Below are 24,396 nucleotides of genomic sequence, written 5' to 3' on the forward strand. Positions count from 1 at the left end.
TTGGGCCCGTGGGACCTCGCGAGCGCATCTTCAAATATCAGGGATTGGGAAACGACTTCGTCGTGCTGGACCGTCGCCGGACGGGTGTGGACATCGACGCCGCCACCGCGCGGTGGATGTGCGACCGGCGGCTGGGCATCGGCGCGGACGGTGTGCTGGCGCTCCTCCCCTCCGCGCACGGCGTGGCCCGCATGGTGGTGCACAACGCCGACGGCAGCATCGCGGAGATGTGCGGCAACGGCCTGCGCTGCGCGGTGAAGTACCTGGTGGACCACTCCGACGACAACCCCGGGCGCCTCGATGTGGAGACGGGCGCGGGCGTGCTCACCTGCATTCCCGGCTACGGCGACGGCGGCGTCATCGGCGTGGACATCTCCATGGGGCCCGCGCGGCTGGTGGCACCCAACCTCCCGTCCGGCGCCACCGGCAAGCCCTTCCTGGACCAGCCCCTGCCGGGCTACCCGGAGCTGCATGCCCACGCGGTGAGCATGGGCAACCCGCACCTCGTCCTCCTGGACCAGCCCCTGGACGACGCTCCCCGCCTGGGCCCCGAGCTGGAGCGGCACCCGTCCTTCCCCGACCGCACCAACGTGGAGTTCGTCCGGGTGGAAGCGGACGGCCTCACGGTCGTCGTGTGGGAGCGCGGCTGCGGGCTGACGCAGGCGTGTGGCACCGGGGCGTGCGCGTCCGCCGTGGCGGCCGTGCTGGCGAAGCGGCTGCCCCAGGACGCCTGGCTGCGCGTCACGCTGCCGGGCGGAGACCTGCGCATCCGTGTGCCCGGCGACCTGTCCGACATCCGCCTCCGGGGGCCCGTCGCGTTCGTCTTCGAGGGCGTTGTCGCGCTTCCCCCGCCCCGGTAACCTCTCGCGTTCCTCCCCCTCGACCCCAGGTCAGAACGCGCGTGGCCGGTCCCATCCTCGTCGTCGATGACGACCTGTTCTTCCGTCAGCTCGCCAGCGACATGCTCACCCGCAACGGGCACCGCGTGGTGGCCGTGGAGAACGCCACGCTCGCGCTCGAGGAGGCGGCCCGCACCGCCTTCGACCTGGTCCTCACCGACGTGGTGATGCCCGGCGTGGACGGCTTCGCCCTCACCGCGCGCCTGCGCGAGAAGGACCCGAACCAGGAGGTCATCCTCATCAGCCAGCGCACGGACGTGCGGGGCTCGGAGATGGCGCTGCGCTCGGGCGCCGCGGACTGCCTCACCAAGCCGGTGGAGGAGGCCGACCTGCTGCTGTCGGTGAACCGCGCCCTGGAGCGCGCCAGCCTCCGCCGCGAGCGCGAGCTGCTCCGCGATGAGAACCTGGAGTTCGCCCGCTTCCACAACCTGCACCAGCGCTGCCTCGAGCTGCTGTCCCACCCGGACCTGGAGTGGCTGCAGGAGCGCATCATCGCGGAGCTGGGCGCCGTCTGTGACGCGCAGAGCGCCGCGCTGTGGGTGATGGACGACCGGGGGGACCTGGTGCTGCGCGCGTACCGCGGGCTGCTCGACAAGCAGTTCCTCGCGGAGAAGATGAACCCGGAGGGGCCGCTGGCCGGCCGGCTGCGCGAGGCCCAGCCCTGGTCCGCCCGCGACGAGCGCTCCGCGGTCATGTACGTGCCGCTGCTGGCCTCCGGCGAAATCGTCGGGCTCGCGCAGCTCTCGGACCCGCTGTCCGGGGACTTCCGGCTCGAGCACTCGCGTGACGCCAAGGTGCTCGCGGACTTCGCCGCCGTGGGCGTGAAGAACGGCCGGCGGATGCTCGCGCTCCAGCGCCTGGGCCTGAGGGACCGCGAGACGGCGGCGTACAACCTCAGCTACTTCACCGACTACGCGTCCAAGGAAATCTACAAGGCGCGCCGCTACGGGCGCACCTTCTCCCTGCTGACCTTCTCCATCGACAACCTGCCGCTGGTGCGGGTGCGGCTGGGGGCGGCGGACGCGAAGAAGGCGGTGCGCGGCATCATCCGCGCGCTCAGTAAAATCATCCGCGACTCGGACGTCATCGCGAAGGCGAGCGACCAGGAGTTCTACCTGCTCCTGCCGGAGACGGACTTCTTCGGGGCGCTGATGTTCGTGCGCCGCGCGGTGGCCGCGGTGCGCGACGAGCCCGAGGTGCAGGACGTGGAGCAGCGCCTGCCGCTGGCGCTGGTGGGCGGGGCGAGCACCTTCCCCAAGGACGGCGAGGACTTCGACGAGCTGGTCCACCGCTGCCGCCGCCGCATGGACGAGCGGCGCGCGTCCCTGCAGCGCCGGCTGATGCTGGACGGGCTGCCCTTCTGGGATGAGGTGGACCTGCTGCTGGGCACGCCCACCAGCCCCAAGCTGCCGGTGGACGAGCGCGCCGAGCCCAGCCGCCGCGGCAAGGTCGCCGACGTGCTCTTCGACGAGCTGCAGGCGGAGATTGCCCGCGAGCTGATGAGAGACCCGGGCTCGCGCGGCCTCCTGTACGTGGGCGGACCGGAGATTCGCACGGACCTGCCCATCGCCGCGGGGCTGGAGTCGGCGCCGCCGGACATGGCGTCGCGCATCTACCTGCTGGGGCGCCGGGTGGACCTGGAGTCCCACCCCGCGCTGACGCCCGTCTTCCTGGAGGGAGACGACCGCGTGTCGCGGCACGAGTTCATCCTCTGGCTCTCCGAGAACGCCGCGTACGCGCTCATCCAGCGGCGCGGGCTCGGGGCGACGTGGGGATTCCATACCTCGGACACCGCGGTGGTGGACGGGCTCATCTCCAAGCTGCAGGCCGAGTACGACCTGCAGCCCTACTGAGTCGAATCGGAGCAGCCGTGGCCCAGGTCCGGAAGATTCTCATCGCCGACCCCGACCTCGAGTCCGTGCGTTCGCTGTCGCGCGCGCTGCGCACCAAGGGCTACCAGGTGCACTACGCGCCGGACGGCTCGCGCGCGCTGGAGGTGGCCGTGCTGCGCCACCCGGACCTCACGCTGTTCGACGAGGCCTGCCGGCTGCTGGACGCGCGGACCTTCATCCAAATCCTCCGCACCAACCCGCGCACCGAGGACATCCCGGTGGTGCTCACCACCTCGGCCTTCGACTCGGACCGGATGCGCGGCCTGCGGGACGGCTACCTGCGCAAGCCCTTCAACCTGGACGAGGTGCTCAGCCGCATCGAGCACATCTTCCGGCGCAACGAGGCGGCCAAGGACCTCAAGAGCGAGCAGCAGGAAATCGAAGGCTCGCTCAGCCAGCTCAGCATCCCGGACCTGATGCAGTTGCTGGGCATGAACAAGCGCAGCGGGCGGCTGTCGCTGGAGCGGGGCAATGACCGGGGCGAGATTCACGTCGTGGACGGCCGCCCCGTGAATGCGAAGCTGGGGCGCGTGGAAGGGGAGAAGGCCCTGTTCCGCCTGCTGGCGTGGACGGAAGGCACCTTCACCTTCTCGCCCGGGACGAGCCAGGCGCGGCCGCGCATCAACCGGGGCATGGACGACGCGCTGCTGGAGGGCATGCGGCAGTCGGACGAGGTGAACCGGCTGATGCCGGGCCTGCCGCCGCGCCACACGCGGCTGATGCTGGCGCCGGACATGGAGCTCGCGCAGGACCAGCACCCGGTGACGGCGCAGGTGGTGGAGCTGCTGCGCCAGCCGCGCGCGCTGGGCGAGGTGCTGGACCTGGCGCCCGCCACGGACCTGGAAGTGCTGAGCGTGCTGTCCGCGCTGATGCAGCGCGGGGTGGCCCGGGCGGCGGACGTGGACGGGACGGAGGCGGGCACCAGCGAGCTGCTGGGCGCGGCGGAGGTGCACGCGCTGCGCGGGCGGATTCTCCGGACGCGGGCCCCGGCGAAGGTGGCCACGGCGAAGGTGTTCGTGTGCGGCAGCGGCGCGTCCGCGGCGCGGCGGGTGATGGCGCGGCTGCCGGGCCTGGAGGCGCTGTCCGCCGAGCCCACGGCGGTGAAGAGCGGCTTCGGCACGCTGGGCCGGCTGGTGCTGAGCGAGGTGCTGCGCCTGGACTTCTGCGTGCTGCCACCGGCGGAGGCGGCCCGGCCGCTGTGGCGCCCGTTCACCGCGGGCTCCGTGGGGGCGCTGCTGCTGGACGTGTCCGAGCCCGCGGTGCGGCTGGCGCACTACCTGGCGTGGGAAATCCGCATGCCCGTGGTGGTGGTGGGCGCGGAGGTTCCCGGGCCGCTGCAAGGGGCTCCCGCGGGCGCGGTGGGCGTGACGGACGACCTGTCCGAGGCGCTGCGTGCGCTGCTCGTCCAGGCGCTCAACCCGGCGCCCACGCTGCCCGGGGTGACGCAGGCGCAGCGGCTCACCGCGTCCGCGGTGTAGCCGCCGGGCCACGCGTCAGAAGACCAGCGTCCATCCAGGCTCGCGGACCTGCGCCTTCACGTACGAGACGCCGTCAACCTTCATTCCCTTGTCATCCAGCAGGGTGATGAGGCCGCCCTGGTTGGACAGCTCCAGGGGCTTCGCCACGGGCAGGAGCCGGGTGGCGCCCGGCGCGAGGTCTCCGCTCAGGGGCAGCTTGTGCTCCTGCTTGTCCAGGAGCGCCCACCCCTGCAGGGACACCGTCTCGGGCGAGGTATTGAGCAGGGTGATGGTCTCCCGCTCGGGCGTGCGCGCGTCGTTGACGAGCGCGGCGACGATGCGTACGAGGCCCTCCCGCACCGGGACGTGGGGGATGAGGGTGTGGCCCGTCACGTCGTCGGTGTGCCACGACTGGGACTGGAACTTGAGGAAGATGCCGACCCACTGCCCGTCCTCGGGGAAGTGGAGGAGCACGCCGCCGTCCTGCCACACGCCGTCCTGGTCGGCGAAGGACGGGTGGTTGCCCTGGTTCATGTGGATGTCGTGGATGCCCTGGCCGGGCAGGAAGCCGAAGTACTTGTCCTTGATGCCCTCCGGACCCCAGGGCTCGCCGAAGGCGTAGACGAACGCATTCTCGGCCGCCATGGTCCGCTGGAAGTAGTGGTCGAGCTTCTCGTTCAGGTCGTTGTCCGGTCCCGGGACAGTGGGGGGCAGCGACTTCATGTGGTCCGGCAGGAAGAGGTTGCCGCGGATGTAGTCGAGCGCCGGCCCGCCGGGGCCGCCGGGGAGGGGCGTGAAGCCGAGCCGCAGGTTCTTCAGTTCCTCCGTGATGGGGTGCTGGAACTGCTCATCGACGAGGTATTGCAGGTCGGACGGTGGGAGCTTCGAGCTGACATTGACGGCGATGCGATGGTCCGCCGTCTGGTCGATGATGCGCACCTGATAGTGGGGACTGGGGCCCGCGCCCAGCCTGCGCGCGATGGCCGTGCCCTTCAGGACTCCGTATTTCCTCAGCGGCATGCGTGATGTCCTCCCTGAGGGAAGGGTGTGGACGCTCACGGGGGCCGCGATGCCGCCGCCCCAGGCCGCCCGGTGGGGAGCCGGGCGGCTCAGCCCAGCAGCCATCGCATGGCCTCGGGAAGTCTCCGTTGCCAGTCCCGCTCATGGTGTTGGCCGCCGGGCTCGAGCACCAGGCGCAATTCGTGGCCGGCATAGCCCAGGTGCTGGAGGTGGCGGTGGAAGGCCTGCGCGGCCTCGCCGTAGCGCATGACGTAGCCCACGGGGTCCACGGCCTCGTCGGAGCCGGCGTCCAGGTAGATGCGCGACCACTTCCGCGTGTGGGAGGTCCACACGGAGAAGAGGCGGTCCCAGCCCCACATCACCGAGGGCGACAGCGCGCCGATGCGGCCGAAGAGGTCCGGGTACCTCCAGCCGAGGTACAGCGACATCAGGCCGCCGAGCGACGCGCCCATGACACCCGTCCACTCGGGCCCCTGGCGCGTGCGGTAGACGCGGTCGACATAGGGCTTGAGCGACTCGACGAGGAAGCGGACGAAGGGCTCGCTGCGCGCGGGGATGTTGCCGCGGGGCTCGTCCCAGGGGGAGTACTCGGAGAGCCGCTCATTCGTGGAGTCCACCGCGACGATGAGCCACGGTGACACGTGGCCCCCGGCCACCAGCCGCTCCAGCGTGAGGTTGGCGCACCAGGTGTCGAAGACGGCGGACTCGGGGTGCGCGAAGACGTTCTGCCCGTCGTGCATGTAGAGGACGGGGAAGCGCTCACCGGGGGCGGCGTCGTACGCATCCGGCGTGTAGATGCGCACGGTGCGGGTGCGCCCCTCCTGGGGAGAGGCGAAGTCTCGGATGATGTGCACGTATCCCATGGGCCCTTGTTCTGACGGACAAGCGGCGGGGTATCAACCGGCCAGCGCCCGGGACTCATGCACCTGCACGTGCGTCCCGCCCGACAACACCCGCGAGGGGGCAATCCCGAAGAAGTGCCGGAACGCCTTGCTCATGTGCGCCGAGTCGACGAACCCGGCCTCGTGCGCCGCCAGCGTGAGGTTTTCTCCCGCCGCGAACCGCCGGCTGACCTCGCGCAGGCGCTGCCATGTCCGCAACTGGCGCGGTGTGACGCCCAGCTCGGCACGGAAGAGGTGCTGCAGACGTGAGGGGGAGATGCCCGTACGAGCGGCGAGCGTGTCGAGCCGGAAGAGGGACTCCGGCTGACGGGATATCAACGCCGCGACCTCCTCCACCCGGGCGTCGCTCGCGTAGCGCCCCGGAGGGGGCCCGACCTGCCGCGCCACCCACGCCTCGAGCTCGGCGGCCGGGAGCTCGCCCGCGAGGATGGCCCTGAGCTCCTCACGGCGCCGCCGGGGCGTCCCGAGCACGTGCACGCTCTCGAAGGCGGGCAGCTCGGCATGTTCGCAGAGCTGCCGGTGGTCGACCTGGCCCGGGGTCAGGTGCAGGACGCCCATCAGCGTCTCGCCGCAATCCAGCTCGTGGAGGCACCCGGGCGCGACGACGGCGTGCTCGACCACCTGCCACGCCGCACCCGGCTGCCCGAGGCGGAACCCGAACCGGCCGTCGATTCCCACGAGCAGCGCCGCACCCGTGTGCGCGTGGACGGCCACGCGACCCAGCCGCGCGATGGACAGCACCCGGTCCTGCCACAGGTCGACACGTGCCCGAAACATCCGCCCATCCTAGCCGGTTCGTACAAGCGCCGTGGACGTGGAGACTCCACACTCGCGCCATGAACCTCGCCCAGAGCATCGCGGTCTTCGCGGCCGGCGGCTTCCTGTTGGCCGGCCTGTCGTTCGGCGTCTGGAAGTACGCCCAGATTTCCCGAAGCCCCAAGGCCCAGGCCTCCACCTATGTCGATATCGCCCACCGGGCCGCGCTGATGTATTCGTTCGCGTGTCTCGTCGTGGAGCGCTTCGTCGTCCTCAGCACGCTGGATGAAACCGTCGAGCTGGCCGCGGTCCTCGCGCTGATTGGCTTCTTCGCGATGGGGCTCTCGTCCTACGTCGTCCACGGCATCTTGAAGGACACGGACAACCAGTTCGCGCGTCCCCACAGGCTCGGGCGAGCCGAGCTTCCGCCCGCGGTGATGGTCGGCTCCATGGTCGCGTTGGTCGCCGGCGAGCTGGGAGGCTTCGCGGTCTTGTTCTGGGGCGCCATCTCGCACTGACCCCGCGCGTCTACCTCGAGCACCGCGCGCGACGCCTCTCCATCCAGCCGCCGCGCGGTGGCCTCCGTCTCCTGGCACCGAGCCGCCTCGTCCGGTGGGGACGCGGGGCGGTGGGGACGTTCCTCCGCTGGGCGTGGTAGCAGTCCGCCGCGGCGAGGCATATCGGGAGCCGGGGGCCATTCGGGGCAGGGCAGGCCCCTGGAATTTTCCATCGAGGACAGGAGGGCCGCTTCACCCGTGCGATGAAGCCGGGGCGGTGTAGTCTCGCGCGCTCCACACCCCTGGAAGCATGTCCGATACGCAGAAGAACGCCGCCGACGTGACGACGCCCGTGGGGCCGAGCCAGACCCGGCGGTCGCCGGCCGTGCGCGGTGTGCCCGCGCTGACCGTCATGGCCCATCCCCAGCTCCAGCGCGTGGGAGACCACCTCCCGCTGGAGTCGCTGGTCACCACCAGGCCGATGGACCTGTCGCGCAATGCCCCGGACTTCTCGCGGCCCGGTGGACTGCTGGCCCTTCCGCTGGGAGACCCGTTCATCAGCCGCACGCCCGTGCGGTTCGAACCCGGTCCGCGCGGAGGTGTGCGGCTCGTCGTCCCGGAGGACTCGACGCCGGTGCGCGTGGCCGGCGAGCCCGTCATCGGTGGCCGGGAGTTCACGCTGGAGGAGGTGCGCGCGGGCGTGCCGCTGGTGCTCGCCGAACGCGTGGTGCTGTTGCTCCACCGTGCGTCGGCCGCGCAGCAGGCCAGCACGGACGACCTGGGCATCGTGGGGCAGGGCGAGGGCACCCAGCTCGTCCGCGAGAACATCTCGCGCGTGGCCGACCTCGACGTCCCCGTGCTCATCCGGGGCGAGACGGGCACCGGCAAGGAGCTGGTGGCGCGCGCCATCCATGACCGGGGGCCGCGCCGCACGGGCCCCTTCGTCAGCGTCAACCTGGGCGCGCTCTCGAAGGAACTGGTGGCCGCCGAGCTGTTCGGCGCCGAGCGTGGCGCGTACACCGGGGCCACGAAGGACCGCGAGGGTTTCTTCCGCGCCGCCCACGGCGGCACGCTCTTCCTCGACGAGGTGGGCGAGGCCCCGCCCGAGGTGCAGGCCGCGCTGCTGCGCGTGCTGGAGACGGGCGAGGTGTACCCGGTGGGAGGCCACGCCCCGGTGCCCGTGGATGTGCGGCTCGTCTCCGCCACGGACTCCGACCTGGAGGCGCGCATCCAGGAGCGGCTCTTCAAGGCCCCCCTGCTGCATCGGCTGGCCGGCTTCGAAATCCACATGCCCCCGCTGCGTGAGCGCCGCGAGGACATCGGCCCGCTGTTCCTCCACTTCGCGCGTCAGGAGCTCGAAGGTCTGGAAGGCGCGGAGCGGCTGTCGTCCTCGGACCCTCGCGCGAAACCCTGGCTGCCTGCGTCCCTGGCCGTGCGCCTGTTGCGCTATGGCTGGCCCGGCAACGTTCGCCAGCTTCGCAACGTCGTCCGGCAGCTGATCATCGGCAGCCGGGGACTGCCGCACCTGCGCGTGGACACGCGTCTGGAGCAGACGCTGGACTCCGACGCCATGCCCGTGCCCGGCAGGGCGCTGTCCCAGGAGGAGCCTTCAGCTTCGGAAGCCACCGAGGCGAAGGCCCACCGGCGCAAGCCCGCCGAGGTGACGGAGCAGGAGCTCTTGGAGGCCCTGCGCGCCTGCGCGTGGGACCTCAAGGCCACCGCGGACTGGCTGGGCATTCCACGCCCCTCCGTCTACGTGCTCATCGACAAGAGCTCGCTGCTGCGCACCGCGAGAGACCTTTCACCGGAGGAAATCACCCGCTGCTACCACGAGTGCGAGGGAGACCTGGACAGGATGGTGCAGCGGCTCGAGGTCTCCAGGCGCGCGCTCCAGCGCCGGGTGCGCGAGCTGGGCCTGGACGGGTGACACGTCAGCCCTCGCGGTGACGCGCCGGTTGACGTGTCCACCGGGGCTCTCCAGCGGCCCATCTCCGAGGCTTCCGAGGGAAGGGCTCGGTCTCCCTCCCTGGTACAGCATCTGCAATCCCACGCGGCGGCAACGTCGTTCAACGCCCCGAGGGGGAGGAGTCCAGGTTCATGCCCGGCATCACCATCGAAATCAGGAGCAATGAAGACATCCGCTACGTGCCCGACCCGTTCGTGAAGCAGGGCGACACCGTGACGTTCCAGGTCGTGGACATCCCTGGCGAGGTCGACGTCAGCTTCGATGACGGCAACTCCTGCCTCACGCCGCCGGGGCCCTATCAGCTGAACGGCAACTCGCTGGCGACCTCTTCGACCCAGAACTCGGTCTCCTTCACGGCGCACAGGGGCCTGTACCCGTTCACGGTGTCCATCCCCGGGTCGCTGAGGAAGGGCGGAGAGCTGGAGACGAAGAAGGGCGGCATCGACGTGACGACGGACCCTCCGACGGAAACCGAGGAGAAGAAGCGGAAGTAGTCGGGGCCCCATCAGGGAGTCGAAGGGCCGGCCACCTCCTGCCGTGACGAGGTGAGCAGGCCCTTCCACCCGGGCGCGAGGTGCGGATTGGAGTCCAGCGCCTGCTCCAGGTCCTTCCGTGCCTCGCTCCTCCAGGCCCGCTGCTGCTCGGTGGGCGCGCGGGTCTCCGCCAGCGCCAGCAGCACGCTGGCGCGAAGCACCCGGGCCCGGGCCCACCGCGGCCGCGAGGCCAGCACGTGCCCGGCCAGCTCCAGCGCCCGCTTCAGCGCCGGGGCCGGGTCGTCACCGTGGCGCGCCTTCCACCCGGCCCACTCGCGCTGGTGGTGCCCGGCGGCCAGCCGGTACTCGAGCTTGCGCGGAGCCAGCTCCAGCGCCTGCTCGAATGCCTTCGCCGCCGCCTCGAAGTCCTCGTTCCCCGCCGTGTTCCGCGAGGCCAGCCACCGGGCCCGCACGGCGTGCGCCTCGCCCAGGTACCGCCACGCGCCGCCCAGGCGGGGGTTGAGCCCCCTCGCGCGCGCCAGCGCCGCCTCGGCCCTGTCGAGCTCCCCCCGTGGATCTCCGCCCCGCTCCAGCGTCCACGTGGCCATCAGGCCATGCACCCGGGCGAGGTTCGTCCAGAGGTCCGCGTCCCCGGGCAGCATCCGGAGTGCCTGTTCGTAGGCGTCCACGGCGGCGCGGACACTCGGGCCCGGCTCTTCGTGCCGCGCGAGCTGGAAGGCCGCGCGCAGGGCCCACACCTCGCCGAGGTTGTTGTAGGCGTAGGCCTGCTGGGGCGCCAGCGTCCGGGCTTCCTCGAAGGACTGTGCCGCCGCGGCGAGCAGGGGCTCGGGGTCGCCGCCTTCCTCCCAGCGCTGCTCCGCCTGCCACAGCAGCGCCGCGCCCAGGCCGTTGTGGAGCGGCGGCAACCGGGCGTTGACGGCCAGCCCCTGCCGGTAGAGCGCCAGGGCCTTCTCCAGGTCCGGGTGGGGGTCCTCGCCATGCTCCAGCCGCCAGCGGGCGAGCTGCTCGGAGACGTCCGCCCCCTGGAAGCAGGCCGCGACGTTGCGCGGGTTGATGCCCAGGGCCCGGTCCATCGCCTCGCGGGCGCGTGACAGGTCGCCCGCCGTGTCGGGCGCGCGCGGATTCGTGGCCCGCATGACCAGCGCGTTGCCCAGGTTGATCCACGCATCCGCCTGGCTCTCGCGAAGTCGGATGGCCGCGCGGTAGGCCTCGATGGCCTTCTCCTGGTGGGCGAGCGAGTCCTCTCCGCGCTCGCTCTCGAAGTCGGCCCACACCTGGTGAGTCACGCCGAGGTTGGCGTGGAAGGAGTAGTCGCGCTCCTCCGGGAGGACGCGCTCGAAGGACTCGATGGACAGCCGGAGCTGCTCGCGAGGGTCCTGCCCATGCCGCTGGCGGTAGCGGGCCCACTGCCGGTAGGAGATGGCCAGCTCCAGGGGGACGAGGGAGCCCGGGGGCGAGAACGCCTGGGCCGCGAGCGCGGCGTCGATGGCCTTCTGGAGCAGCGGCTCAACGCCCTCGCGCCCCTGGTTGGCTCGCTGCTCCGCGAGCCGGCGGTGGAACCGCGCCATCTCCAGCAGCGAACGGGCATGGTCCGGCGCGGCGGCGAGCGCGCGCGACAGGGACTCCAGGCCGCGCTCGTAGTGGGGCAGGACGTTGCCCTCGCCGTACAGCTCCATGACGAGCGCGGTCTGCTCCAGCCGCCCCAGGGCGTAGTGCGTGGCGGGCTGGCTGTCGGCGGTGGTGATGGCGGCGGCGTAGGCCTGGCGTCCGGCGTCCAGGTCCGCCCGCGAGCCTGCGCGGTCGCCCTGGTGCCAGCGTTGCATGGCCCGCGCCAGGAGGATGTCGCCCCGGAGCAGCGGCGCCTCGTAGAACCACGGCTGCGCGCGCCCCATGGCGTCCAGGTTCGCCAGCGCGCCCTCGTGGCGGCCCTCGTGGAAGGCGAAGAGCGCCTTCACGTACGCGGGCGGCGCGGGCACGTCGGGGCCCTCGGCCTGGCGGAGGTACGCGAGCGCCGGGTCCCGGTAGCGCTGCTCCAGCTCGCGGCGGCGGGCCTCTCGCTGCTCGGGGCTCCGGCGCTCCACGTCCAGCAGGAGCGCCTCCCGGTACAAATCTCCCAGCACCAGCGCGAGCGCCCACGCCACGCGGGGCTCGCGGTAGCCATGCGCCCACGCGGACTCCAGCCGCGCCCGCGCGCCCTCCACGTCCCCCAGGGCGAGCAGCGCGCGGCCCAGGGCGTACTGGCCGGGGCCCACGGCGTGCTCGCCGGCCTGACGCACCTCGGCCTCCAGCGCGTCCATGCTCGCGCGCAGCGCCTTCCGGTCCTCGCGCGTGTCGTGCAGCGGCGACAGGGCGGAGTAGCGCGCGGAAGCCTCGATTCGCTCCACGCGCTCGGTGAAGCGGCGGGCGAGCTGCTCCCGCTCGGCGACCTCCCCCCGCGCCCGCACCGCCTGCCCGACGGCGAGCGCCACCACCGTCAGCGCGGCCGCGCCCAGCGTCAGCACCACCCGGTGCTTGCGGGCCTTCCTGCGCAGCCGGTAGCCCAGGCCCCGGCGCGCCAGCACCGGCTCGCCGGCGAGGAACCGCTCCAGGTCCTCCGCGAGCGCGCGCGCCGAGTCGTAGCGGGCGGGGCGCTCCTTCTCCAGGCACTTGAGGACGATGGCCTCCAGGTCCTCGGGGATGTCCGCGTCCAGCGAGCGCGGCGGGCGTGGCTCCTCCGTCTGGAGGCGGGTGAGAATCTCCTGCTGGCTGTCACCGGGGAAGGGAGGCCGCCCGGTGAGCAGCAGGTAGAGCGTGGCGCCCAGGGCGTACACGTCCACGCGCCGGTCCAGGCGGGACACCTCGCCGCGGGCCTGCTCGGGCGCCATGTAGTGCGGCGTGCCCAGCCCTCCACCCGGGCCCGCGCCCTCGTCCCGCACCTCGTGCGCGAGGCCGAAGTCCATGACGAAGGGCACGAGGACTCCGTCCTCGGTGCGCTCCACCAGGATGTTGCCGGGCTTGATGTCGCGGTGGATGAGGCCGGCGCGGTGGGCCGCGTGCACGCCCTCGGCGGCCTGGCGCAGCACCACCACCTTCTGCTCCAGCGTGAGGGAGCCCGCGAGCTGGCCCAGCGTCTGGCCGTCCACGTACCGCATGGCGATGTAGCCGCGGCCGCGAATCTCGCCGACCTCGTACACCTCGCACACGCGCTCGTGCCGTACCCGGGCCTGGGCGCGGGCCTCGGAGAGGAAGCGGCGCGCCAGCTCCGGGTCTTCTCCGCGCACGAACTTGAGCGCCACGTTGCGGCGCAGCATCGGGTCATACGCCAGGAACACCTGCCCCATGCCGCCCTGGCCCAGGAAGCGCACGGGCTGGTAGCGGCCCCAGTCCGGCACGGGGAAGGCGGGCACCCCGGGCTCCGGCGGCTCGCTGGCGGCACCGGGAGTGACGGGCGTCAGGGTGGCGGCCTGCTGGGGCTGGAGGGGCTCCCGGTCCGTATCCATGCCGGAGAGCTCCTCGCGCAGCAGGGTGAGGGTGTCCTCGGTGAGCCGGCCCCGCTCCCTCAGCAGCTCCAGGGGGCCGCGCTCCCGGCGCAGCGCCTCCTCGCGCAGGGGGGCCGCCTCCTCGTGGGAGATCAGCCCCTCATCCAGCGCGAGGAGGAGCTCCTCGTCGTACAGCTCCGTCTTCTGGCCTACCTCTCGCACCGGGACAGCATACGGGCAGGCCGGAAGGACGGGGAGAGGTCCCGCCGGGAGGTCCATGGGGCCCAGGGGAGGGGGCCCTGCAAGGGGGAGAGCGGACCTCCCGGCGGGGTTTACTCGTCAGCGCCCGGCCTGGCGGCGGTTCCTCCGCCGCAGACCCAGCAGCGCCAGCAGGGCCAGCCCGGACGAGGCCGGCGCCGCGCTGCAGCCGCCACCGGCGAAGGCGCGGGTGACCACGACCGTCCAGGTGTACTCGGCGGGCGAGGCGTCCACGTTGCCCGCGGCGTCCACGGAGCGCACGCGCAGGGTGTGCGTCCCCGGCCCGACGTCGTAGGCGTCCTCGCAGGGGCCGAACTCCCGGCCGTCGAGGCTGCACTCGTAGCGCACGCCCTCCTCGTTGGAGTCGTACTCGAACGAAGCGGCGTCCTCGTCGGTGCGGGTGCCCGGGCCGCGCGGGATGGTGGTGTCCGGGGCCTGGGTGTCGATGATGAAGGCGTCCGGGGCGGACAGCGGGCTCGTGTGGGGCCCGTCCGAGGCCGTGGCCGTCACGCTGTGCGCGCCGTCGGTGAGCGGCGAGGTGGGGACACAGCTCCAGTTGCCGGCGGCGTCGACGGTGGTGGTGCAGAGCACCGTGTCACCCTCGCGCACCGTCACCGTGGTGCCGGGCTCCGCCGTGCCGCTGATGGCCGGCGTCGCGTTGGCCAGGATGGAGCCCTGAGCGGGGCCGGTGATGACCGGTGCGGCCAGCGCCGACGGGTCGACGATGAAGGTCGTCGGCGAGCCCGTCTCCGTGGCGCCCAGAATGGTCGAGGTGACCACGGCGCTGTGCGTGCCCTCGGGGAGGCTGCTCAGGTCGCACGTCCAGTTCCCGCTGGCATTCGCGACGGTGGTGCAGGCGGGAGTGTTGCTCCCGTCGATGTAGACGACGACGGTGGCGCCCGGCGTGGCGGTGCCGCCGATGCCGCCGCGCGTGGTGCCGCCGGCGCCCGGCCGGGTGAGCACGGGGATGAGCTGGCAGATGGACAGCGAGTCCACGCGGTACGTCGCCGCCGTCTCCGAGTTGTTGTTCGCGGCGCAGTCGAGGTCGACGAGGGCCAGGCGCACGTCGCCCGTGGCCGCGTCGAAGTCCCGCGTCAGCGGGAAGCCCAGCGTCATGGCCTCCTCGCGCGTCGGGGAGCCGGGGGTGCCCTCCGGGACGTAGCCGAGCGAGAAGCCCTGCGTCCCCGCACCCGCGTTGGCGCTGAAGCCGAAGATGCCGGGCATCCAGCGCACGCCGCCCGAGTAGCTGACGGCGCCGGACACGTAGCGCGCGCGGTAGCGGCCCGGCACGGCCAGCGACGCCTGGATGGCGCTCTCCGGCAGGGACGGGGCATTCACGTCCGACACCTGCGTGCACTGGCTCCGGCCCAGGCGGGTGAAGAAGACCCGCGTCTCCGGGTTCTTGCAGCCGAAGCCGCCCTCGAGGGTGCAGGTGGCGCCACAGCCGTCGCCGGCGGTGGTGTTGCCATCGTCGCAGGCCTCGGACTGCGCCTTGATGCCGTCACCGCACGTCACCGCGCAGACCGACGGGTTGCCGGTGCAGCCATACCCGGCCTCGATGGTGGTGCACGCGGCGCCGCAGCCGTCGCCGGCGGTGGTGTTGCCGTCGTCGCACAGCTCGCCCTCGTCGATGTGGCCGTTGCCGCAGACGTTGGCGGCCGCGCAGGTGTCGCTGGTGGGGTCGCAGACGCCGGTGTCGCAGACGCCGGAGGCCATGCACGGCTGGCCCTCCTCCAGCAGGCAGCGCGGCGAGCACGTGTCACCGCTCTGCAGGTTGCCGTCGTCGCACACCTCGGCGCCCGCGACGATGCCGTCGCCGCACGAGGTGCGGCAGACGCTGGGGGCGCCGCTGCACGAGTAGCCGTTCTCCACGCGGCAGGTGGCCGAGCAGCCATCGTTGCCGCTGGTGTTGCCGTCGTCGCACAGCTCACCGGACTCCACGGTGCCGTTGCCGCAGGTGTTGAAGCAGACGTTGCCGGGGGCCGGGCAGCTCCAGCCGGGCTCCACCAGGCAGGTGGCGCAGCCGTCGCCCGGGGTGCCGTTGCCGTCATCGCACGCCTCGGTGCCCGCGGTGATGCCGTCGCCGCAGTTGGTGGCGCAGGCGCTGGGCGCGCCCGAGCAGTGATAGCCGGTCTCCACGCGGCAGCCCGCCGAGCAGCCGTCGCCCGCGGTGGTGTTGCCGTCGTCGCACGTCTCGTTCGCGTCCAGGGCGCCGTTGCCGCAGGACAGGACGCACACGGACTGGCCGTTCGCCGGAGTGCTGCACGCGTAGCCCGGCTCGACGCGGCAGTCGGTGCCGCAGCCGTCCAGGGAGTCCAGGTTGCCGTCGTCGCACTGCTCGCCCGGATTCACCGTGCCGTTGCCGCAGGTGGAGACGCAGGCCTGGCCCGGGGTGGGGCACGCGTAGCCCAGCTCCAGGGTGCAGGCGATGGAGCAGCCGTCGTTCAGGCGGGTGTTGCCGTCGTCGCACTGCTCGCCCGAATCCAGCCGGCTGTTGCCGCACAGGGGGGCGCAGGCGGAGGGGGCGCCGGAGCACTCGTAGCCGTTCTCGATGCGGCACGCCGCGGAGCAGCCGTCCGAGCCGACCACGTTGCCGTCGTCGCACTGCTCGCCGGCGGTGATGATGCCGTCGCCGCACGTGGGCACGCACGCCTGATTCGGGGTGGGGCAGGAGTAGCCCGCCTCGACGCGGCAGCTCGCGTTGCAGCCGTCGCCGTTGGTGGGGTTGCCGTCGTCGCACTGCTCGCCCGGGTTCAGCGAGCCGTTGCCGCACGTCTGGGCGCACACGCTGGGCTGGCCGGCGCAGCCGTAGCCGGCCTCGATGCCGCAGCTCGCGCTGCAGCCGTCGCCGTTGTCGGAGTCGCCGTCGTCGCACTCCTCGCGCGGCGAGACGGCCCCGTCTCCGCACCGGTCGTCGTACGCGTCCACGAAGAGGTAGCGGAAGGCGTTGGGCGGGTTCTCCTGGTTCTCGTTGCACAGCTCGATGCGGTTGCGGCCCGGGCGCCAGGCGGCGTTGGTGCCGAACTCGCGGATGATGTTCTTCTGCCAGGGCTGGCCCTGGGGCTCGCTGATGACGACGGGGGCGATGGCCGCGCCGTTCACCCGCGCGGAGGCGAAGGTGTTGTCGTTGAAGGTGGCCAGGCGCACGCGGAACTGGGAGATGTTGGTCGTCGTGGGCACCATGAAGTCCTGGTACACGCAGGTGGGGGCCCCCAGCGGCGAGCTCATGTAGCGCGCCGTCTGCAGCTCCTGCGGCCAGTCATTGGCGTCGCGCACGCCGGTGGCCGCGCCGGTGGTGGAGCCCGTGTAGAACCAGTGCGGGTCCGCGCCGGACTCCAGGCGCCGGTTGTTCTGGTCCACGCCGGTGTTGAACAGCGCGACGCCCGCCCTCACGCAGCGGCTGGGGTTGCCGGCACAGGCGAAGCCGGGCTCCACCTCGCACTGCCGGCTGCAGCCGTCGCCCTCGAAGCGGTTGCCGTCGTCGCAGATCTCCTGGTCGAAGTTCGGGTACTCGCGGTTGTCGAAGACGCCGTTACCGCACAGCGACAGGTCGCAGGTGGCCGTGCAGCCGTTGCCTTCCTGCGTGGTGTTGCCGTCGTCGCACGCCTCGCCGGGGTTGATGACGTTGTTGCCGCACTGGCTCGCCGGGGAGCAGGCGCGGCCCGGCACGTGGCAGAGGAAGCCGGCCTCGATGGTGCCGGTGGCGGAACAGCCGTCGCCCGGCGTGGTGTTGCCGTCGTCACATTGTTCGTTGGACTGGAGCCGGCCGTCTCCCACGACGGAGGACGCCTGGCTGGCCAGCACGGGCTCATGGGTGGAGGGCTGGGAGACGTTCGCCTCGCAGCCGGTCAGGGTGGACACCAGCGCGAGCGCCAGTGCCGCCGACTTCAAAAGGACACGGGTATTCATGTTGGGAGGTTCCCCTCTCACTTCTCGGTGGTGTCGGCGGTCGGGGCGCCCTGCTGCGTCTGCACGCCCTCGGCGTCCCCGACGATCTTGAACTCCACGCGGCGGTTCTTCGCGCGGCCGTCCTGGGTGTTGTTGTCGGCGATGGGCTGCGCGGGGCCGAAGCCCTTCGGCTCCAGGCGCTCGGGGGCCACGCCCTTGCCCACGAGGTACTTCACCACCGCCTCCGCGCGGCGCTGGGAGAGGTCCAGGTTGTACGCGGCGTCACCCCGGTTGTCGGTGTGGCCCTCGATGCGCAGCTTCTCGATTTCCGGGTGCGTCGAGAGGATGGACGCCACGCCGTCGAGCAGCTTGTAGCTGCGGGCGATGATGACGTCCTGATTGTTCTCGAAGTAGACCGTCTCCATGATGCGGATCCGCCCCGAGCCGATGCTCACGAGCTGCTCCGACTGGCAGCCGTGGTTCTTCTCGGTGCCGGGCTCATCCGGGCAGTTGTCGAGCCGGTCCACGAGGCCGTCACTGTCGCGGTCCTTGTCCGGGCAGCCGCGGTTCTCCTTCGGGCCCGCCTCGTTCATGCAGGCGTCGCGCGCGTCGGCGAGGCCGTCCTGGTCGTTGTCCGGGTCGGGGCAGCCGTTGTCGTCCTCGAAGCCGTCCTTGTCCTCGGCCTCACGCGGGCAGGTGTCCTTGGAGTCGGCGAGGCCGTCGCCGTCCGTGTCCGGGTCGTCCGGGCAACCGTCCTCGTCCTCGAAGCCGTTGACGTTCTCCGGCTGGGCGGCGCAGCGGTCGGCCAGGTTGTGGATGCCGTCCTTGTCGTCGTCCCCGTCCTCGCAGCCGTTGAGCTGGGCGAGGCCCTTGGTGGACGGGCAGCGGTCGGCGACGTTCTTCACGCCGTCTCCGTCCGCGTCCAGGTCGGGACAGCGGGCCACCTCGTACGGCTGGCCCTCCACACAGCGGTTCGCCGCCGCGGAGTCCGCGCCGAAGGTGATGCCCGCGAGCACGCGGAAGTTGGGGGTGCCGGGCGTCTGGCCAAAGCCGGGGCCGCCCATGGCGTACACCTCCGTGCCGCCGCTCATGGGCGCGCGCAGGCCGAGCAGCACCTCCAGGGACTCCGGAGCGTCCGCCACGGGCAGGGTGCCGCGGACCACCAGCTCCTCCTTGAGGCCGAAGAGGCCGGCGGAGAGGTTGACGCCGCCGTTCATCTCCACGCCCAGCTCGTCACGCACGGGGTCCGTCGTGGGAGAGAGCGCGTACTTCCTGGTGCGCACCAGCGCGCCCACGTCGGCGCCCACGCGCCAGGTGCCACCCAGGCTCTTGCCGGCGCCCAGGCGCGGCGAGAAGGTGAAGCCCTGGTCGCGGGTGAGCACCTCGGAGCTGCCCAGGGGCAGGGCGACGCCCAGGTGGAAGCCCAGGTCGAGCGGTCCGTCACCCGCCTCGGAGAGGAGGCCGGCGCGCGCCTGCAGCCAGGGCGTGCCCAGCGCCATGGTGTCGGGCGTGGCCACGCCCAGCGTCGTGGTGTCCGGGCCCCACTGCGAGACGATGGGCACCTGCGCGCCCAGCTCGAGCCAGTCGGTGACGGCATAGGCGCCGCTCAGGTGGACCGTCACTCGGTTCGAGACGATGACGCCCTGCCGCTCATCGCGTTCGAGGAGCACCAGCGGCTCGTTCTCGTAGTGCGCGGTGAAGGCGAGGCGGTACTCGCCCTTCTGGAGCAGGTCGCCGGTGGACAGCACGAGGCTGTCACGCGCCGCGGGGTTGAGCTGCAGCCGCTCCAGCTCGAAGCCGGGGATGGCCTGCTGCGCCTGTGCGGCAGATGCCCAGAGGACTGCCATTCCTCCGAGCCAGAAATGATTCCTACGTAGAAACAAGGTTCCCTCCACTCACCATGTGACTCCCTCGGGCTCACACGGGCTTCTCCCCCAAATGGGTGCGCGGGCGGTCTGCACGGGCTGCGCCAGAAAGGCGCGAGAGGGGCGTTCAGAGGGAGCCCGGGCCGCCGCCGGCGCCGGCACCCTGGGCCGGAGCGGTTCCTGACGTGTCAAAAACCCGACGGCCACGTCTTCGGCCCGCCCGTTGACGCGTCAGGAGGGAGGGAGCCGGGGCCACGAGGCTCGCGATGCGAGCGCCAGCTGGCTGCTTTCTCAGTTGATGAGCAGCCGGGAGGTGCGCGTGCGGGAGTCCGAGGTGCTGGCCATCGGCATGGAGCTGTTGCCGCGAGACCACGAGCCGCGGGTCTCCGGGATGACGACGGGCCTGATGGGGGGCGCTGGGGGTGTCTCCGGGACTGGCGGTATCCTGGCTCTCCGTCCGTGACACCTTGGAGAGGTTGCATGCACTCGATTCGGATGACGTGGGCCGTGTGGCTGTTGGTCCTGCTGGGCATGGCGCCGGCCTGGGCGGAGCAGGGCACTCCGGACACGCCCGCCTCGCCCGCCGCGGCCCCTGGCGCCGAGGTGCCTCCGGAGCCCGCGCCCCGCACGGGGTGGCGCATCACGGGCCTGCCATTGCTCAACTTCAACAGCGATGAGGGCATGGGGTACGGCGCGCGGCTGCTGCTGGTGGACGAGGGGGACGGGGGCCAGCGGCCCTACCGCTATTCAGTGGTGGCCCAGTTCTTCCAGACGACCCGGGGCGTGGGGGCGCACCGCATCCTGACGGATGCGCCGGGCTTCCTCGGGTCCGCGTGGCGGGTGGGGCTGGACCTGAGCCTGCTCAACGAGCGCTTCACGCCCTACTACGGCATCGCGGGCGCGTCGGACTACGAGGCGGACTTCAGCTCGTGCGACGACCGGGACTCGCTGGAGACGTCGCCGGACGTGTGCCCGGGCAACCCGGCGTTCCGGGGCCTGCGCTACTACAGCTACGAGCAGCGCACCTTTCCGAGCGTGGTGCTGAACTCGCGCCGCCCGGTGAAGGGCCCCTGGCAGGTGGCGTTGGGCTACCGCTTCCGCCTGACGCGGGTGAGCGCGCGCTACGGCACGGAGGACCTGGGGCAGAGCCGGGACTCCCGGCTGGAGGAGGACGCGCGCCTGGGACTGCTCACGGGGCTGGGGGGCGGGACGCGCACCGCCACGTTCCGCACGGCGGAGCTGACGGCGGGCGTGCTGCTGGACCTGCGCGACAACGAGCCCGCGCCGGTGCGCGGCATGTTCCATGAGCTGGCGGCGCGAGGCGCGATGGAAGCGACGGGGAGCGCCTTCCGCTACTGGGGAACGACGCTCAACCTGCGCTTCTACCACCCGCTGGTGAGCGAGCGGCTGGTGGCGGCCCTGAGGCTCATGGGGGACGTGATGGGGGGCGACGTGCCCTTCTTCCTCCTCAACGCGTTCGGCGGCGTGGAGTGGCGCGACGGCTGGGGCGGCATCGGCGGGGTGTTCACCGGGCGTGGCATCCTGAAGAACCGGGTGCAGGGCAAGGTGAAGGCGCTGGCCAACGGCGAGCTGCGGTGGCTGTTCCTGTCCACGTCGCCCTTCAATCAGAAGGTGGACTTCACGGCGGTGGCCTTCCTGGATGCCGGGCAGGCGTGGGCGGACCTGGACTTCCGGGATGACGGCCTCGCCCGCTACGCGGGGGGCGGCGGGCTGCGCATCTCCTGGGACAGGAACTTCATCGTCCGCCTGGATTACGGCGTCAGCCCGAGCGACGGGACATCGGGTTTCTACCTGGATTTCAACCACCTCTTCTGACGCGCGCGCCGAGCCTCGAATCCCGGGGACACGCCGTGACACGGGCCGCTCATGATCCGAGCGGGCGGGCCTTCGCGGTGTCTTCCAGTCATCTCCCCGCGCGGCCAGGTCTCCTCAGACCCGCGCGGAGGGGCCAGGTGCGCTCCCTCCGGTCCGCGCAACGCTTTCCCCAGCCATTCCATGCGGTTCCACGCCTCCACGGCACCCGTGCCGCACTCCGGGTCGGGGGTACGCTCGCAGCCCACCCCTCTCGTCATCTGAAATTTCAGCGTCCGTTCTTCTCGGCCTGTGGCCATTTCGACGGTTGGGAGGGTCCCCCCAGGTGAAGTGGATTTTCTGCCTGGAGGAAACCCATGCGACGGCGGGGCAGTCAGGGCTTCACGCTGCTGGAGATGATGGTGGTGGTGGCCATCATTGGCATCCTCGCGAGTCTGTCCGTCACCACGCTGTCCCGGATGCAGCCCCGCCTGGATGTGATGGGCGCGCTGGATGACCTGTCCGCCACGCTGTCCCAGGCGCAGGCCCGGGCACAGGCGCGGGGTGGAGACGTGTGGGTCGTCTTCCTGCCCACCGGGACGGGCGCCTCCACCCGGGAGCAGGGCGGCTTCATCGTCTATGAGGACCTCGACCGGGACCTCGACTTCAGCGCGCTCGACATCGGTGACGACGGCAAGCTCGCCTCGGCGCCGGAAGCAGGCGACCAGGTGCTCACCGAGACGTGGTTCGGCCACGAGCCCTTCCGGGGCCGCGTCCAGCTCGCCCTCGACGCCGCCCAGGTCTTCTCCCTCAATGCGCCCTTCTCCGGCGCCGCGGCGGCCTGCAACTTCTGCTCGAACACCGGGGGCTCGCTCCGGGGCGCCATCGTCTTCCAGGCGGACGGCGAGGTGCGCCTCGTGGACGGCAGCGGCCTTCCCGTGGCCAACCTCAACGCCGGTGTCGTGACGCTGTCGAGCGACTCCGAGCGCGGCGCGCTCGCCATCGCGCCCGCCACCGGCTTCACGCGGGTGACCCGGCCATGAGTCGCGCACCGCGCACCCGGGCCGCCTGCCGCGGCACGACGCTCATCGAGGCCATGGTGGCCACCGTCGCCCTGCTGTTCGGGATGCTCGGCCTGCTGTCGGCCGACCTCATCTCGTTCCAGCAGAATGCCTTCGCCGTGAAGCAGAACCAGGCCACGGCCCTGGCGCGTGACGTGGCGGACACGGTGTCCCGGTGGAACTACACCGACACCCGCCTCACCAACTCCGCCAGCAACGACGGCCTCGTGCTGGAGAGCGGCGCCTTCTCCAACGAGCCGGCCTGGAGCGTGTACGAGCTGGACATGGGCGCCGTGCCCGCCACCTCCTTCCGGCGCCACGTCGCGCTCCGGCCGTTGATGGACGGGACGACGCAGCTCGGCCTGCTGGTGAGCGCTGTCGTGTCCTGGCCCGAGGGCAGCCGCTGGCGGCAGGTGGTGCTCCACTCCATGGTCTACGACCCCAGCGGCAACAACGCGCCCGTGCCCGGGCTGTGAGGCGTGTTCGAATGCGGTCCTCCCCCCGCGGCTTCACCCTCGTCGAACTGCTGGTGACGCTCGTCATCATCGCCATGTTGGGGGCGGCGGTGGCGGCGGTGGTCATCCACCAGACGCGGAGCTACGAACTGAGCGCCCGGATGCGGGAGGTGGTGGCGGCCAACCGCTCCAGCGTGTCCTTCATCGAGCGCCGGCTGCGGATGGCCGGCTTCGGCGTCGACCCCCGCTTCACCTTCGACTTCGGGCGGACGGGGAACGTCATCATCCGCGACTCCGCCACCGGGCCGGACGAGCTGGTCTTCTTCTCCCGCTCGCCGGGCTTCCACCGCCGGGCCACGAACACGAACGCCACCGGCCTCACCCTGGACGCGCCGCTCACCCGGCCGCTGCGGCCGGGGCAGGTGCTGCTGGTCATCTGCCCCAGCGGCAGCGGCAGCGCCTACGTCACCGTGAGCGGCATGAACGGGAACTCGGCGGTGTCGCTGTTCGCGCCCTCCGGCGTCTTCCCCCGCCAGCAGCTGCCCACCTGCACCGAGGCCCCCTACGTCCTCAAGGTGGACCGCTACCGCTTCTTCGTCGCGGACGTGAACGAGGGCGGCGGCAGGGTCCGCTCCTATCTGCTGCTGGACCAGGGCGTGGAGGTGGTGGCCGGCTCCCGCGGCGCCTACGACACGACGGCGGAGCGCTTCCCCGAGCCGAGAGACCCGGCGCCGTGGGACTCCGCCCAGGCGCTGACGGCCGCGGACCTCCAGAACCTCACCCCGGTGGCCGCGGACGTCGAGGACTTCCAGGTGGCCTGGCTGATGAACCGCCCGGAGGGCACCGCGAGCCCCACGCCCGTCCCCGTCGCGCCCGACGCGGACGCGAACTGGGTTTTCGCGGACTCCGCCGCCGAGCAGCCACGCCCGGGGGACTCCGTCCCCACCTACGGTGACTCGTACCTGGACGCGAAGCGCTTCTCCGGGCACCCGGCCAACCTGCGCGGCGTGCGAGTCACCCTCGTCATCCGCTCCGCGCGCCCCGTGGGCGGGCTCAACCGGCGGCCCGCGGTGGAGAACCGGCCGCAGGGGGCCACGGAGGACAACTTCTACCGCAGCGTCATCACCACCCAGGTGTCCATCCGCAACATGCTGTCCCGCTCCGAGTTCGCCCCCGTCGAAATCAAGGTGGAGGGAGGAAGCTGATGCGCCCTCTGTACCCCCGAGGCTCCGCGCTGCTGCTCGTCCTCATCGTCATGGCCCTGCTGGCGGTGCTCGCCGTGCTGGGCATCCAGTTCACCGGGCGAGAGCGTGAGGCGGCCCACGCCTTCACGCAGGACCAGGAGGTCCGCGCCTGCGCGGAGACGGCGCGGGCCAACCTCCTGGCGCGGCTGCGCACCGTGGGCGTGCGGCCCACGGAGATCCGCTTCACCGGCGAGCTGCCCGACGACACCGACCAGGCGCGGCGCTCCGTCTACGGGACGGGGCACCTGGGCGCCGCCGCCGCGCAGGACGCGGGGGCCGCGACAGGGACACCCGTGCAGGTGGTGATGCGTGGCGTGGGCTCCACCGGCAGGCAGGCGCGTGACGTGACGAACCTCGTCGGCCCCGCGGTGCTGGGTGGGCAGTACTACCGCATCGCCGTGCAGTGCCAGGGCGGGGAAGGACGGCAGCATGAGATGGAGATGCTGGTCCGCTTTGGAATCTAGGGAGACGT

17 protein-coding genes are annotated in these 24,396 nt (G+C 71.9%); 11 read left to right on the top strand and 6 right to left on the bottom strand.

What is annotated here, in order from left to right; translation table 11 throughout:
* The first annotated feature begins 8 nt into the window (after window positions 1–8).
* Genes dapF through K8638_RS21395 form a run of 3 tightly spaced genes read left to right on the top strand, consistent with a single transcriptional unit; the run spans window position 9 to window position 4,269 of the window.
* Window positions 9–860, top strand: coding sequence for a diaminopimelate epimerase (gene dapF / locus K8638_RS21385; RefSeq protein WP_223756423.1), 852 nt, complete (start codon window positions 9–11; stop codon window positions 858–860).
* Between the two features lie 41 nt (window positions 861–901).
* A complete protein-coding gene (locus K8638_RS45260) occupies window positions 902–2,752 on the top strand; it encodes a response regulator (RefSeq protein ID WP_223756424.1) in 1,851 nt (616 codons plus the stop codon).
* 17 nt (window positions 2,753–2,769) lie between these two features.
* On the top strand, window positions 2,770–4,269 hold the full coding sequence (locus K8638_RS21395) for a DUF4388 domain-containing protein (protein WP_223756425.1): 1,500 nt from the start codon (window positions 2,770–2,772) through the stop codon (window positions 4,267–4,269).
* Window positions 4,270–4,284: 15 nt separating this feature from the next.
* Here the strand turns inward: K8638_RS21395 and K8638_RS21400 are convergent, their stop codons facing one another.
* From K8638_RS21400 to K8638_RS21410, 3 genes are all read right to left on the bottom strand, one after another.
* Window positions 4,285–5,268, bottom strand: coding sequence for a DUF2278 family protein (locus K8638_RS21400; protein WP_223756426.1), 984 nt, complete (start codon window positions 5,266–5,268; stop codon window positions 4,285–4,287).
* 89 nt (window positions 5,269–5,357) lie between these two features.
* A complete protein-coding gene (locus K8638_RS21405) occupies window positions 5,358–6,131 on the bottom strand; it encodes an alpha/beta hydrolase (RefSeq protein ID WP_223756427.1) in 774 nt (257 codons plus the stop codon).
* Between the two features lie 33 nt (window positions 6,132–6,164).
* Window positions 6,165–6,947 (bottom strand): AraC family transcriptional regulator, encoded by a 783-nt coding sequence (locus K8638_RS21410; RefSeq protein ID WP_223756428.1) that lies wholly within the window; start codon window positions 6,945–6,947, stop codon window positions 6,165–6,167.
* A gap of 59 nt (window positions 6,948–7,006) precedes the next feature.
* Here K8638_RS21410 and K8638_RS21415 point away from each other — a divergent pair, with 59 nt between their 5' ends.
* From K8638_RS21415 to K8638_RS21425, 3 genes are all read left to right on the top strand, one after another.
* A complete protein-coding gene (locus K8638_RS21415; RefSeq protein ID WP_223756429.1) occupies window positions 7,007–7,444 on the top strand; it encodes a hypothetical protein in 438 nt (145 codons plus the stop codon).
* A 289-nt stretch (window positions 7,445–7,733) separates the two neighbouring features.
* Window positions 7,734–9,350: a sigma 54-interacting transcriptional regulator gene (locus K8638_RS21420; protein WP_223756430.1), complete on the top strand. Its 1,617-nt coding sequence runs from the start codon at window positions 7,734–7,736 to the stop codon at window positions 9,348–9,350.
* Window positions 9,351–9,520: 170 nt separating this feature from the next.
* Window positions 9,521–9,883, top strand: a complete 363-nt coding sequence (locus K8638_RS21425) for a hypothetical protein (protein WP_223756431.1) — start codon at window positions 9,521–9,523, stop codon at window positions 9,881–9,883.
* 11 nt (window positions 9,884–9,894) lie between these two features.
* Here K8638_RS21425 and K8638_RS21430 read toward each other — a convergent pair whose 3' ends face one another.
* From K8638_RS21430 to K8638_RS21440, 3 genes are all read right to left on the bottom strand, one after another.
* Entirely contained in the window at window positions 9,895–13,563 is a 3,669-nt protein-coding gene (locus tag K8638_RS21430; protein ID WP_223756432.1) for a serine/threonine-protein kinase, read from the bottom strand.
* A 117-nt stretch (window positions 13,564–13,680) separates the two neighbouring features.
* Complete coding sequence (locus K8638_RS21435; RefSeq protein ID WP_223756433.1) at window positions 13,681–17,508, bottom strand: DUF4215 domain-containing protein; 3,828 nt, start codon at window positions 17,506–17,508, stop codon at window positions 13,681–13,683.
* Between the two features lie 17 nt (window positions 17,509–17,525).
* On the bottom strand, window positions 17,526–19,334 hold the full coding sequence (locus K8638_RS21440) for an OmpA family protein (RefSeq protein WP_223756434.1): 1,809 nt from the start codon (window positions 19,332–19,334) through the stop codon (window positions 17,526–17,528).
* Window positions 19,335–19,832: 498 nt separating this feature from the next.
* Here K8638_RS21440 and K8638_RS21445 point away from each other — a divergent pair, with 498 nt between their 5' ends.
* From K8638_RS21445 to K8638_RS21465, 5 genes are all read left to right on the top strand, one after another.
* Window positions 19,833–21,188, top strand: a complete 1,356-nt coding sequence (locus K8638_RS21445) for a BamA/TamA family outer membrane protein (protein WP_223756435.1) — start codon at window positions 19,833–19,835, stop codon at window positions 21,186–21,188.
* A 353-nt stretch (window positions 21,189–21,541) separates the two neighbouring features.
* Entirely contained in the window at window positions 21,542–22,207 is a 666-nt protein-coding gene (locus tag K8638_RS44910) for a Tfp pilus assembly protein FimT/FimU (protein WP_305071178.1), read from the top strand.
* Window positions 22,204–22,701 carry a hypothetical protein gene (locus K8638_RS21455; RefSeq protein ID WP_223756436.1) on the top strand — a complete coding sequence of 166 codons (498 nt, stop codon included), beginning with the start codon at window positions 22,204–22,206 and terminating at the stop codon, window positions 22,699–22,701. Before K8638_RS44910 ends, K8638_RS21455 begins: the two co-directional genes overlap by 4 nt.
* 11 nt (window positions 22,702–22,712) lie before the next feature.
* Complete coding sequence (locus K8638_RS21460; protein WP_223756437.1) at window positions 22,713–23,885, top strand: PilW family protein; 1,173 nt, start codon at window positions 22,713–22,715, stop codon at window positions 23,883–23,885.
* On the top strand, window positions 23,885–24,388 hold the full coding sequence (locus K8638_RS21465; protein ID WP_223756438.1) for a hypothetical protein: 504 nt from the start codon (window positions 23,885–23,887) through the stop codon (window positions 24,386–24,388). Before K8638_RS21460 ends, K8638_RS21465 begins: the two co-directional genes overlap by 1 nt.
* Window positions 24,389–24,396 lie beyond the last annotated feature (8 nt).

The sequence above is a fragment of the Myxococcus sp. RHSTA-1-4 genome, assembly GCF_020037125.1.
Taxonomy (GTDB): Bacteria; Myxococcota; Myxococcia; order Myxococcales; family Myxococcaceae; genus Myxococcus.